Source organism: Xanthomonas sp. GW (assembly GCF_014236815.1).
Lineage (GTDB): Bacteria > Pseudomonadota > Gammaproteobacteria > Xanthomonadales > Xanthomonadaceae > Xanthomonas_A.
Map to the genome: position 1 here is coordinate 3,336,569 of NZ_CP051189.1, position 12,675 is coordinate 3,349,243.

General features: G+C 70.1%; 10 protein-coding genes. 4 read left to right on the forward strand and 6 right to left on the reverse strand.

The genetic code is table 11. The features are described from left to right. Positions 1–60 precede the first annotated feature (60 nt). The 3 genes from HEP73_RS14290 to prmB are packed head-to-tail and all read right to left on the reverse strand — an operon-like array spanning position 61 to position 3,131. A complete protein-coding gene (locus tag HEP73_RS14290) occupies positions 61–1,098 on the reverse strand; it encodes a 2-hydroxyacid dehydrogenase (RefSeq protein WP_185820478.1) in 1,038 nt (345 codons plus the stop codon). Continuing rightward, a complete protein-coding gene (gene aroC / locus HEP73_RS14295) occupies positions 1,091–2,194 on the reverse strand; it encodes a chorismate synthase (protein WP_185820479.1) in 1,104 nt (367 codons plus the stop codon). Before aroC ends, HEP73_RS14290 begins: the two co-directional genes overlap by 8 nt. A 10-nt stretch (positions 2,195–2,204) precedes the next feature. After that, positions 2,205–3,131: a 50S ribosomal protein L3 N(5)-glutamine methyltransferase gene (prmB, locus tag HEP73_RS14300; RefSeq protein WP_185820480.1), complete on the reverse strand. Its 927-nt coding sequence runs from the start codon at positions 3,129–3,131 to the stop codon at positions 2,205–2,207. 79 nt (positions 3,132–3,210) lie between these two features. On the opposite strand from prmB, the gene HEP73_RS14305 reads away from it, so the two are divergent. Continuing rightward, positions 3,211–3,858 carry an SCO family protein gene (locus HEP73_RS14305; protein ID WP_185820481.1) on the forward strand — a complete coding sequence of 216 codons (648 nt, stop codon included), beginning with the start codon at positions 3,211–3,213 and terminating at the stop codon, positions 3,856–3,858. After that, positions 3,855–4,703 carry an archaetidylserine decarboxylase gene (gene asd, locus HEP73_RS14310; protein ID WP_185820482.1) on the forward strand — a complete coding sequence of 283 codons (849 nt, stop codon included), beginning with the start codon at positions 3,855–3,857 and terminating at the stop codon, positions 4,701–4,703. Before HEP73_RS14305 ends, asd begins: the two co-directional genes overlap by 4 nt. Positions 4,704–5,218: 515 nt before the next feature. Here the strand turns inward: asd and HEP73_RS14315 are convergent. Next, the gene (locus HEP73_RS14315) at positions 5,219–6,817 is read right to left on the reverse strand and encodes a transglycosylase SLT domain-containing protein (RefSeq protein WP_185820483.1); all 1,599 of its coding nucleotides are present in this window, start codon (positions 6,815–6,817) and stop codon (positions 5,219–5,221) included. A 196-nt stretch (positions 6,818–7,013) separates the two neighbouring features. Here HEP73_RS14315 and HEP73_RS14320 point away from each other — a divergent pair, with 196 nt between their 5' ends. After that, the gene (locus HEP73_RS14320) at positions 7,014–8,519 is read left to right on the forward strand and encodes a helicase HerA-like domain-containing protein (RefSeq protein ID WP_185820484.1); all 1,506 of its coding nucleotides are present in this window, start codon (positions 7,014–7,016) and stop codon (positions 8,517–8,519) included. 168 nt (positions 8,520–8,687) lie between these two features. On the opposite strand, the gene nudK is transcribed toward HEP73_RS14320, so the two are convergent. Beyond that, entirely contained in the window at positions 8,688–9,287 is a 600-nt protein-coding gene (nudK, locus tag HEP73_RS14325) for a GDP-mannose pyrophosphatase NudK (protein ID WP_185820485.1), read from the reverse strand. Between the two features lie 363 nt (positions 9,288–9,650). Here nudK and HEP73_RS14330 point away from each other — a divergent pair, with 363 nt between their 5' ends. Continuing rightward, positions 9,651–10,931: a hypothetical protein gene (locus tag HEP73_RS14330; protein ID WP_185820486.1), complete on the forward strand. Its 1,281-nt coding sequence runs from the start codon at positions 9,651–9,653 to the stop codon at positions 10,929–10,931. 276 nt (positions 10,932–11,207) lie between these two features. Here the strand turns inward: HEP73_RS14330 and HEP73_RS14335 are convergent, their stop codons facing one another. Then, positions 11,208–12,659 carry a rhomboid family intramembrane serine protease gene (locus tag HEP73_RS14335; RefSeq protein WP_185820487.1) on the reverse strand — a complete coding sequence of 484 codons (1,452 nt, stop codon included), beginning with the start codon at positions 12,657–12,659 and terminating at the stop codon, positions 11,208–11,210. Between the last annotated feature and the right edge of the window lie 16 nt (positions 12,660–12,675).

The window sequence follows — 12,675 nt, forward strand, 5'->3', positions numbered from 1 at the left end:
GCAGTGCCAGCTGGATTCGGGGAACCTCCCGAGCGCGCCGCTCAGGTCGCCGGAGGTTCCCTATCGTTTTTTGCCCGCGATGCCGCCGTCGCCATTGCCGTCGCCCGCGATCGCATCCAGGTTCAACGCATTCGGCGGACGCCCGGCGTCGGCACCGAAGCCCAGCGCGGCCAGCAGGTTGTCCACCGCCAGCGCCACCATCGCGCGGCGGGTGGCCGCACTGGCGCTGCCGATATGCGGGGTCAGCACCACGTTGCGCAGCGCCAGCAGTTCCGGGCGCACCGCCGGCTCGCCTTCGTACACGTCCAGCCCGGCCGCGGCCAGGCGCCCGTGCGCGAGCGCGTCGGCCAGCGCCAGTTCGTCGATCAGGCCGCCGCGGGCGATGTTCACCACCGTCGCGCTTGGCTTCATCTGCGCAAGCGCGGCGGCATCGAGGATATGGTGCGACTGCGGCGAATACGGCAGCACCAGCAGCAGGTGGTCGGCGCGCGCCAGCAGTGCGTCGAAGCCGACGTAGTCGGCAGCGTGCGCACGCTCCACCTCGGCCGGCAGGCGGCTGCGATTGTGGTATAGCACGCGCATCGAGAAACCGGCGGCGCGGCGCGCGATGGCCTGGCCGATGCGGCCCATGCCGAGGATGCCCAGGGTGCTGCCGTGCACGTCGGCGCCGAGCATGGTCTGGAACGACCACTGCCGCCACTGCCCTTCGCGCAGCCAGCGTTCGGATTCGGTAATGCGCCGCGCGGCCGCCATCAGCAGCGCGAAGCCGAGGTCGGCGGTGGTTTCGGTGAGTACGTCGGGCGTGTTGCTGGCGACGATGCCCGCCGCGCTGAGCGCGTCCAGGTCGAGGTTGTTGTAGCCGACGCCGACGTTGGCGATGGCGCGCAAGCGCGGCGCACCGGCAATTTCGGCGGCGCCAATGCGCTCGTTGAGCGTCACCAGCGCGCCGTCCAGCGGCGCCAGCGCCGCGGCCAGCTCTTGCTGCGAATACCTGGTCACGTCCGCGGTGGTGGTCAGCGCGCAATGTTCGCCGAGCCGTGCGACGACATCGTCGAACAGCGGCTGGCTGACCCACACCCGTGGCCGCGACTCAGCCATCGCCACCGCCAGGGATGTGCGGGGCGACGCTGCCGACGTCGCCGCACTGCGCGCGGTGGCGCAGCGCCTGGTCCATCAGCACCAGCGCCACCATCGCCTCGGCGATCGGGGTAGCGCGGATGCCGACGCAGGGGTCGTGGCGGCCGGTGGTGATGACGTCCACCGCCTGCCCGTCCACGTCCACCGTGGCGCCGGGCAGGCGCAGGCTGGAAGTGGGCTTGAACGCCAGCGAGGCGACGATCGGCTGGCCGGTGGCGATACCGCCGAGCACGCCGCCGGCATGGTTGGACTGGAAACCGTCCGGCGCGATCAGGTCGCGGTGCTCGGTGCCCTTCTGCGCCACCACGGCGAAGCCGTCGCCGATCTCCACGCCCTTGACCGCATTGATGCTCATCAGCGCCGCGGCCAGTTCGCCGTCGAGCTTGCCGTAGATCGGCTCGCCCCAGCCCGGCGGCACGCCGTCGGCGACCACGGTGACCTTGGCGCCGATCGAATCGCCGGACTTGCGCAGCGCGTCCATGTAGCTTTCCAGCTCCGGCACCTGCGCCGCATGCGGCCAGAAGAACGCGTTGTCCTCGACCGCATCCCAGGCGAAACCCTGCGGCAGCACTGGCCCGAGTTGGGACAGGTAGCCGCGCACGCGCACGCCGTAGCGCTGCGCCAGCCACTTCTTGGCGATCACGCCGGCGGCCACGCGCATCGTGGTCTCGCGCGCCGAGGAGCGGCCGCCGCCGCGCGGATCGCGGATGCCGTACTTCTGCCAGTAGCTGTAGTCGGCATGACCCGGGCGGAACTGGCGGGCGATGTCGGTGTAGTCCTTGCTGCGCTGGTCGGTGTTGCGGATCAGCAGGCCGATCGGGGTGCCGGTGGTGCGGCCCTCGTAGACCCCGGACAGGATCTCCACTTCGTCGGCCTCGCGCCGTGCCGAGGTGTGGCGGCTCTTACCGGTGGCGCGGCGCTGCAGGTCGTGGGCGAATTCGGCCGCGTCCAGCTCCAGCCCCGGCGGGCAGCCGTCGATCACGCAGCCGATCGCCGGCCCGTGCGATTCGCCGAAGGTGGTGACGGTCAGCAGGGTGCCGAAGCTGTTCGCGCTCATGGCCGCCGGCTCACCGGCTCGCGGCCAGGTCGGCGATGCGCGCGTGGTGCGCGAGCAGCTCGCTGGCTTCCACCGCGAAGATGCCCATCTGCCCGACCTTGAACTCGACCCAGGCGAAATCCACTTCCGGCAGCAGCTGCACCAGCGCGCGCTCGGATTCGCCGACTTCGCAGATCAGCAGGCCGTCCTCGCTGAGGTGCGCCGGCGCGTCGCGCAGGATCTTCAGCGCCAGGTCCAGGCCATCGTCGCCGGCGCGCAGGCCCAGTTCCGGCTCGTGCGCGTACTCAGGCGGCAGCGCGTCGGTCTCGGCGTGGGTGACGTAGGGCGGATTGGTCACGATCAGCTCGTAGCGGCGCCCACCCAGCCCGGCGAACAGGTCGGACTTGACCAGCTCGACGTTGTCGGCCAGCAGCCGCGCCTTGTTCTCCGCGGCCAGGGCCAGGGCGTCGTCGCTGATATCGACCGCATCCACCTGCCAATTCGGGTTGTAGTGGCCCATCGCGATGGCGATGCAGCCCGATCCGGTGCACAGGTCCAGCGCGCGGCTGACTTCGCGCCCGGCCAGCCACGGCTCGAAGCCGGCCTCGATCAGCTCGGCGATCGGCGAACGCGGCACCAGCGCGCGCGCGTCGCTCTTGAAGCTGAGCCCGGCGAACCAGGCTTCGCCGGTCAGGTAGGCGGCGGGGATGCGCTCGGCGATGCGGCGCTCGAACAGCGCCAGCACCTGCGCCTTTTCCGGCGTGGTCACGCGCGCGCCGCCGTAGGCCGGGCCCAGGTCGTGCGGCAGGTGCAGCGCGTGCAGCACCAGTTGCGTGGCTTCGTCCAGGGCGTTGTCGTAGCTGTGGCCGAAGCTCAGTTCGGCGGCATTGAAACGGCTGGTGCCGTAGCGGATCAGGTCGATGATCGTGTGGAGTTCGGCGGCCGCGTCGGCAGTCATGGCAACAGGCAAGGCAATTCGGCCCCCGATTATAGAGGCCCGGCCGCTATCATGAGCGTTCGTTGCAAGGGAAATCAGTATGTTCAACCGCAACTTCGGCATCGTCCTGGTGGTCGCCCTGGCCGCCGGCCTGGGCCTGCTGCTGGCCCAGAAGTACTTCGGCGGCGGCGCTTCGGCGTGGCCCGAGACCCGCAGCGTGCGCCTGTACCCGCAGCCGCGCACCCTGCCCGACTTCCACCTGCGCCAGTCCGACGGCACGCCACTGGTGCCCGGCGAGCTGAAAGGCCACTGGACGCTGGTGTTCCTGGGCTTCACCGCCTGCCCGGACGTGTGCCCGACCACCCTGGCCGATCTGGCCCGCGCGCAGAAGCAGTGGGAATCGATCCCGGACACGCTGCGCCCGCGGGTGCTGTTCGTCTCGGTCGATCCGGAGCGCGACACCCCGGCGCGGCTGGGTGCCTACGCGCACGGCTTCCATAAGGACACCCTCGCCGCCACCGCCGACGTGCCGGAGCTGGAACGCTTCGCCACCGCGCTGGGCTTCGTGTTCCAGAAGGTGCCCGGCAAGCATTTCCAGGAAAACCCGAACGACTACAGCATGGACCACTCCGCCGCGATCGCGGTGCTCGACCCGCAGGGCCGCCAGACCGGGCTGATCCGCCCGCCGTTCGAACCGGCAGCGATCGCCGCCGACCTGCAGGCGCTGACCAAGGCGACCGCGCCATGAGCCTGCTGACCACGCTGACCTACGTGCTGCCGCACCGGCTGCTGTCCTCGCTGGCCCGGCGCCTGGCCTACTCGTCGCGGCCGGGGCTGAAGCAATGGCTGATCGACACCGTGGTGCGCCGCTTCGGGGTGGACCTGGCCGAGGCCGCCGAACCCGATCCGCGCGCCTACCCGACCTTCAATGCGTTCTTCACCCGCGCGCTGAAGCCTGGCGCGCGCGTCGCCGATCCGGACCCGCAGGCGCTGCTGATGCCGGCCGACGGCCGCATCAGCCAGCTCGGCCCGATCCAGGACGGGCGCATCTTCCAGGCCAAGGGCCAGTCGTTCACCGCCGCCGAACTGCTCGGCGACGAAGCCGCCGCGGCGCCGTTCGCCAACGGCCTGTACGCCACCGTGTACCTGTCGCCGCGCGACTATCACCGCGTGCACATGCCCTGGACCGGCACCCTGCGCGAGACCGTGCACGTGCCGGGGCGGCTGTTCAGCGTCGGCCCGGACGCGGTGCGCAACGTGCCGCGGCTGTTCGCGCGCAACGAGCGCCTGGTTTGCCATTTCGACACCGAGTTCGGCCCGATGGCCTCGGTGATGGTCGGCGCGCTGCTGGTCAGCGGCGTGGAAACGGTGTGGAGCGGCGTGGAAATCCCGCGCTACGGCGACCGCATCACCCGCAAGGATTGGCGCGGCAAGGGCATCGTGTTGGAGCGGTTCGCGGAGATGGCCCGCTTCAACTACGGCTCTACCGTCATCGTGCTGCTGCCGCCCGGCGTGGCGCAGTTGGATCCGGCGCTGGCGGCGGAAACCGCGGTCCGGCTCGGCCAGGCGCTGGCGCGGCGGCAGCAAAGCTGACGCACGGCGGCGCGACGGACACACAGGCGCCGTTCTTATCCTGCGGCACGGCCGCTTCAACGACAGCTCGATGGTGATCGTGCTACTGAGGCCAGCCATGGCGGCGCTCGATCCGGCGCTGGCAGCGGAAGCGCCGGTCCGGCTCAGTTAAACGCTCGGCACACCGGGCGCTTCCTCCATCGTCGCGCGGGTATTGGGGCGGTAACAGCGCGCCCGGCGGCCTTGCATTCCCGGTGCTGCCGTACCCTCACCCCAACCCCTCTCCCGACGGGAGAGGGGCATCACGGCTTCGCTTCATATGCGGCACAGCTGGACCATCGCGGCGCGTTGCATGCGCCGCACGCCCCTTCTCCCCTCGGGAGAAGGTGGCGCGCAGCGCCGGATGAGGGTGCGTCCGCAAGCAGGGCTTGAGAGAGACCTTCTAACCCTGCTATCGGAAGCGTCGTCCGCCTGGCTGCTGCGCCGTACCCTCATCCGCCCTTCGGGCACCTTCTCCCGATGGGAGAAGGAAAGCCCTACTTGTCGCAGCCGGTCATCTTCAGCGACTGCCCCGGCTTCAACGCATAGCCCGGCGCGCGCAGGCCGTTGGCCTTGGCCAGTTGCTTGATGTCGCAGCTGTAGCGGTCGGCGATGCGGCCCAGCGTGTCGCCCTTGGCCACGCGGTAGCTGCGCACCTGCTTGGGCTTGGGCTTGACCGGCGCCGGGCGCCCGGTGGCGATGGTGGTCGGCACGCCGGCCACCGGGGTCACGTCGCCCACCGCCACGTTGCCGGTGGGATCGGCGACCACGGGCGTGTTGCTGCGGATCGCGGCGTTGACGTCGGCGGTGATCAGCGCACGCGCCAGGTCGGCGCGCGGGCCGCTGACGCAATAGCGGTTGTACAGGCCGACGATCTTGGTGGTAGCGTTGATGGTGACCCCGGCCGGGATCCAGCCATCGGGTTCGTAGCGCGGGTTGAGGTTGCGCAGCGCGCGCATGTAGCCGTCGCGGGTGCCGTCGCTGCCCAGGCAAATGGTCAGCTCGTAGATCGTGGTGGACTTGGCCAGGCGCAGCGTCGCCGGCTGCGCGTTGATCTTCGGGAACGCCACCCCGTACTGCTGCGGGTGCAGGAAGATCCACGCCGCGGCGATCACCATCGGCACGTAGTCCTTGGTCTCGGCCGGGAACTGGTTGTACACCTGGGCATCCCAGAAGCTGCGCCCCTGCATCTGGTTGTACACGCGCGCGGCACGGCCCTCGCCGCCGTTGTAGCCGGCCAGCGACAGTTCGATGCTGCGGTTGAGCTCGGCCATGCGCTCGTTGATGTACACCGCGCTGGCCTCGGCGGCGCTGCGCGCGTCGTAGCGGGTATCGAAGCCGGTGCCGTCCGGGCCCAGGCCGAAGCGGCGCCCGGTGGCCGGCATGAACTGCATCAGCCCGGCGGCGCCGACCCGCGAATTGGCGTGCACGCGGCCGTTGGATTCCTTGGCGATGATGCCGAACAGCAGCGCCTCCGGCAGCCCGCGCTTTTCCCATTCCGGCCACATGATCGCGCGCAGGTTCTGGTAGTTCTCGTAGCTGTTCATCAGCGACGGGCGCATGTCGGTGAGCCAGCGGCGGATGCCGGCCTGCACCGCCGGGTTGTATTCGACCATCGCGTCGAAGGCATGGCGCTGGTCGTTGAGCAGGCTCGCCGCGCGCGCCGCTTCCGGCACATTGGCGGCCAGCGGGCTGATGTGGTCCGGATCGGCCTGCAGCGGCATGGCGTCATCGTCGGTGGCATCGGCATCGGTCGCCGCGCCCCGCGCGTCGGCCTTGGCCTTGAGCAGGCGCTTGTACGCGCTCAGGTAGGTGCCGACCTGGCAGCCGCGCTGCTTGATGCAGGCATCGACCACGTCCTCGATGTCCTCCAGCGCCGCGTCGCTTTCCTGGGTGCCCTTGGGGTCGCTGTTGCCGACCAGCACCATCGCGTCGTTGTAGCGCTTCTCGGCCGCCGCCAGGCGCTGGTCGAGGACGGCGATGGCGGCCTTGTCGCGCGTGGAGACGCGTTCGGCGTGGGCAGAAGGCGCGGCGCAAGCCAGCGCCAAGGCAGCCACGGCGGGCCATCCATGGGTGATACGGAACGAAAGGGGCATGATGGGACGCGACGACGGAAAGGCCGCAGGGTAGCCGCCGCTGTCACATCGCGGCAAGGTCGGGCACGCGCCGGCACCGCGCCGGCGGGGCATCCGTTCATCGCTCAGGCCTGGCAAACCGCGGCCCTGAGCGCTCGCGGCGAGCGGGCGCCGGCGCGAACGCCTAGAATCCGCCCACCTCACCGCGGAGCTGTTCATGGACCCGATCCTGCTGGGCAAAGGCCTGACCGACGACATCGCGGTGGTGCTGCAGCCGCGCCTGGGCAATCGCCACGGCCTGGTCGCCGGGGCCACCGGCACCGGCAAGACCGTGACCCTGATGACCCTGGCCGAGGGCTTCTCGCGGATCGGCGTGCCGGTGTTCATGGCCGACGTGAAGGGCGACGTGGCCGGGCTGGCGGTGGCCGGCGACGGCAGCGAGAAGGTGCTGCAGCGCGCCAGGGACATCGGCGTGGCCGACTACGCCCCGGCCGCCAACCCGGTGGTGTTCTGGGACCTGTACGGCCAGCTCGGGCACCCGGTGCGCACCACCGTCAGCGAGATGGGGCCGACCCTGCTGGCGCGGATCCTGGAACTCAACGACACCCAGGCCGGGGTGCTCGACATCGTGTTCAAGCTGGCCGATGACCGCGGCCTGCTGCTGCTCGACCTGGACGACCTGCGCGCCTTGCTGGCGTTGGTGGTCGAGCAGCGCAAGGACATCTCCACCGAATACGGCCTGGTCAGCGCGCCGTCGGTGGCGGCGATCCAACGCGCGCTGCTGCGCCTGGCGCAGGACGGCGGCGAAGGCTTCTTCGGCGAGCCGGCGCTGGACCTGGCCGAACTGATGCGGGTCGGCAGCGACGGCCGCGGCGTGATCGGCATCCTCGCCGCCGCGCAACTGGTGCTCAAGCCGCGCCTGTACTCGACCTTCCTGCTGTGGCTGCTGTCGGAGCTGTTCGAAAAATTGCCGGAAGTGGGCGACCTGGACAAGCCCAAGCTGGTGTTCGTGTTCGACGAAGCGCACCTGCTGTTCGACGACGCGCCGCCGGCGCTGGTGCAGCGCATCGAGCAGGTGGTGCGGCTGATCCGCTCCAAGGGCGTGGGCGTGTACTTCTGCTCGCAGTTCCCTGATGACGTGCCGGACAACATCCTCGGCCAGCTCGGCAACCGCGTGCAGCACGCGCTGCGCGCCTACACCCCGCGCGACCAGAAAGCGGTGCGCACCGCCGCCGAGACCTTCGTCGCCAATCCCAAGCTGGACGTGGCCAAGGCCATCTCCCAGCTCGGCACCGGCGAGGCACTGGTCTCGACGCTGCAGGACAAGGGCGTGCCGATGCCGGTGCAGCAGACCCTGATCGCGCCGCCGCGCTGCCGGATGGGTGCGATCTCCGACGCCGAGCGTGCGCAGGTACGCGCCGCCAGCGTGGTCGGCAACCGCTACGACACCGCGGTCAACCGCGATTCGGCGGCGGAAATGCTGGCGCGCCGGGTCGAGCAGGTGGCCGAGAAGACCGCGGCACCGGCGGCGCGCACCCGCGAGCAGGACGACGCGCAGGACAGCGGCTTCGGCCAGGCGGTCAAGGACGCGGTGTTCGGCACCAAACGCCGCCAGGGCATGCTCGAGACGATGGCCAAGCAGACCTCGCGCACCGTCGGCAACCGCATCGGCCAGCAGATCGTGCGCGGCATCTTCGGCAGCATCTTCGGCGGCAAGCGCTGAGCGCGGCGGACCGCAAGGCCGGTGGTGCGGCGATGCGCGCGCCTTTGGACACGGCCAATACATTTCAGATCCCGGCATCCCACCTGTAGGAGCGGCTTCAGCCGCGACCGATACTCCGAAACCACCCGCAGCCAATCCCAAACACGCACAGAGCCGCTAAAAAACGCCCTACCCCAGCACCCCATGCAGCTTGGCGTACTGCAACAACATGATGGTCTTGCCATCGGCAATCTCGCCGGATTCGATCATCGCCAGCGCCACGTCGAGCGCCAGCTCCAGCACCTCGATCTCCTCGCCCTCGGCGGCAACGCCGCCGCCCGCGCCGACCTTGTCGCGATCGAAATACTCGCCCACGAAGAAATACAGTTTTTCGGTGACCGAGCCCGGACTCATGAACGCCTCGAACACCTTGCGCACGTTCTCGATCCGGTAGCCGGTTTCCTCTTCGGTCTCCTTGCGGATGCAGGTCTGCGCATCGTGCTGGTCGAGCAGCCCGGCGCAGGCTTCGATCAGCATGCCGTCGGGATTGCCGTTGAGCAGCGTCGGCAGCCGGAACTGGCGGGTCAGCATCACCGTCCGCTTGGCGCGGCTGTAGAGCAGGATGGTGGCGCCGTTGCCGCGGTCGTAGGCCTCGCGCGACAGCGTCTGCCAGCTGCCGTCGCTGCGCTGGAAATCGAAGGTGACCTTGCGCAGCACGTACCAGTTGTCGGACAGCACCTCGACCTTTTCGATACGCACACGCGGATTGCCTGTGGCGGATGGGTTCAAGCGACACTCCATGCGTTGAGCTGGCGGTGCCGGTTCCCGCAGCGGATTGCCGCCTGGGAATGCCGGCAGTCGCCGTGGAGCGCCCATTCTAGCCACAGCAGCGAGTCCACCCAGGACACGCCGTGTCCGCCGCAGCGCCCAGCCCAGTGCAACAGTGCACGCCGCGAACTGATCTTGCCCGGCTTGCGCTGCGCACCTGTACCGCATCGCGACCGCGCATTGGCCCCACGAGCGCGATGTGGGGAGGGACTTAAAGGCGCCCTGCCCGGCACGACCTCGCCCGGACCAACGCGCCAGCGCGCCCCGATTGCACGCCCGCCCGGCGCATCGCACAATCGGCGCACATTGAACGCAGGGGGCGTCATGGAAGACCGTCATCGCGCCGGCGCAAGCCGCGCGCGCCGCAGCACACCCGAACCTTTCTGGGCGCGCACCCGCGCCATCGCGCTGTATCCGTTGCACGGCGGCGCGCTGTTCGCACTGATCGCGCTGACCCTGTGCCGCCTGCTGGGAATGCTGCCGGGCATCGGCTGGATCATCGGCATCGTCACCACGCTGGCGATCTACAAATACGCCTTCGAGATCCTGCGGCATACCGCCGACGGATACATGGATGCGCCCGAGCGCGGCTTCGACATCGGCGACGGAGTGGTGCTGCGGCTGCTGGCGCTGATGATCGTGCTCGGCGCGGTGGTCGCCGCCGCGGCGCTGCTCGCCGGCCCGGTCGTCGGCCTGCTGACGTTGCTGGCGGTGGTGCTGCTGCAGCCCGGCTTCCTGATCTCGCTGGCCATCGACGGCAGCCTGCGCCGCGCGCTGAATCCGGCCGTGTCGATCGGCCTGGCGCTGCGCATCGGCTGGCCGTACCTGGCCGCGTTCGGCCTGCTGTTCGTGATCCAGGCCAGCGCGCTGACCGCGGCTCGATGGCTGCAGCACTACCTGCCGCCGTTGGCCAGCGACCTGGCGGTCGGCGTGGTGACGATCTGGGGACTGTTCGCCGCCTTCCATCTGATGGGGTATCTGGTCTACCAGTACCACGAGGTGCTGGGCTACGAACCGGCCGCCGGCGACGACGCCACGCATGGCCGCCACGATCCGGACCAGCGCGTGCTCGACGAAGCCGAACAGTTCGTGCGCGACGGCTACGCGCCCGAGGCGCTGCAGCTGCTGCGTGGCGAAGTGCGCTCGCGCGCGGTCAGCCTGGCGGTGCACGAGCTGTACCAGCGCCTGCTGCGCAACGGCGGGCGCGCCGACGACCGCCGCGACCACACCCGCCAGTACATCCATCGTCTGCTGCAGGAAAAGCAGGAGCGGCGCGCACTGGCGCTGCTGCGCGAGGCCCTCGATGCCGACCCCGACTTCGTCCCGCTGCTGCCGGAACAGGCCTCGCTGCTGGCCGAGCGCGCGCAACTGGCCGGGCAGTTCAAGCTCTCCCTCGATGGCCTGCTCGCCGCGCTGCGCGCCTGGCCCAAGGCGGCGGAATTCGGCGCCTGGTCGCTGAGCGCAGCGCTATTGCTGGCCGAGCGCTTCGGCGACGACGCGCAGGCGCGCGCGCTGCTACAGGATGCGCTCGCGCGCTGCGAGGACGAAACGCAACGCGGCAAGCTACAGGCGGCGCTGAAGGCGCTGACCATCGCGCCGGCCTAGGGCGTGCCATCGATTCCCGAGCAGGTCGCGTTGGGTCTGTCAGGTCGCCAGCCGGTGCTGCGTGGCGCAGCGCCTGACTGGCGGTCAGGTCAAGCCGCGCGGTGCCGGCTGGCGGCCTGACAGGCCCAACCCGCAGGGCCACTCTTGCGCGTGCACGCTGCCGTGCCAGCGCCGACATGAACGCGCATGCGCGAGAACGGCGCGAGCTGCTCGGGGATTGATGACACGCCCTAGCACCGGCGTGCGAGCGGGCGGCCATGCCGCCGCCAACGGCACTCACGCGTTGGCGAGCAGGAACCGGGCCTTGTCCGCCTGCGGCTGATCCGGGTAGCGCTCGATCACCGCCAGCAACAGGCGGCGCCACTCCGAGGGCGTCTGCTGCTCGCCATGGCCCAGCGCGAGCCGGAACCAGTGCTGCGCCTGTTCGGCGCGCGGCACCGCCGCATCCTGTGCCAGCAGCGCTTCGGCATCGCGCAGCCGGCCCAGCGCCAGCCAGCGATCGAACAGCAGCGCTCGCGTCGCCGCGTCCACGGCGATGGCACCGGCAATGCAGTCGCCGAGCAACGCTGCCTGCGCTTGCGCTTCCTGCGCCGTGGTCGCCGGCAGGCGCAGCAGTTCGATCGCGCGCGCCTGCGCGGCACGCGCATCGCCGGCATTGCGCGCGACCCGGTAACGCGCCTGCGCCACGTCGAAGCGGCGCGGCTGCTCGGCAGCGAGTTCGTCGAGCAGGAACGCGGCCTCGCGATTCTCCAGCCGCCCCAGATGCCGCTGCGCGCGCTCCCAGCGGTCGTCTGCAGCGACCGCAGCCTCGTCGCGCATGAAGGCCTCGTGGGTCTGCCGCAGCGCCACCAGTGCCGCGCCGAGCAACGCGCCGGTGACCAGGCCGCCGGCATGCGCATCGAAGCCGATCCCGGCATCGCCGTTGGCCAGCAGGTTGTACAACTCCCAGCCAAGCCACAGCGGCAGCAACGCGATCGCCGGGCCGCGCACGTAGTCGAACACCACCGCGAACCAGTAGAAGAAGCGCACCGGCCGCCGTCCCCAGACCACGCAGAACGCGCCCATCAGCGCGGCGATGGCGCCGGACGCGCCCAGACCGCCGCCAGCCTCGCCCCAGCGCCAGCACAGGCTGACCGCACTGGAACCGATCGCGCCCAGCAGGTAGACCAGCAGGAACCGCCAGCGGCCGATCGCGCCTTCCAGCAAGGTGCCTAGCACCACCAGGAACAGCATGTTGCCGAACAGATGCAACGCGTCGGCATGCAGGAACGCCGAGGACAGCATCCGCGCCGGCGACCATTCGGAGCTGCGCTGCAGATGAAGCAAGGTGAACACCCGGTCCAGCAACGCGTCGTAGCGGGCGCGCAGCGGCGCCCAGGCCTGCTGCGCGGCGGGGTCCTCGAATGCCTCGCCGCTGCGCAACGCCTGCACGAAGCGCACGTCGTTGAGGCTGGCGCCACCGACGAATTCCGCCTGCTGCGCAGCCGGCACGCGCTCGAACTGGGCCAGCGCCTCCCCGCGCCCGCTACGCTGCAGGTAGCGCGCGTAGGCCGGCGCTTCGTAGGCGCCGAGTCCGGAATCGAGGTAATAGCGTTGCGCCTGCTGCAGCGGCGCCGCGTCCTGGCGCTGCCAGCCGAAATAGACCGCCGCGTTGAGCAGCACCAGCAGCAGCGTGACCAGCGGAAAATTCTCCCGCGACAGCGGCTTGTGCAACGGCAGGATCAGCATCGAACAACGTCCGTGT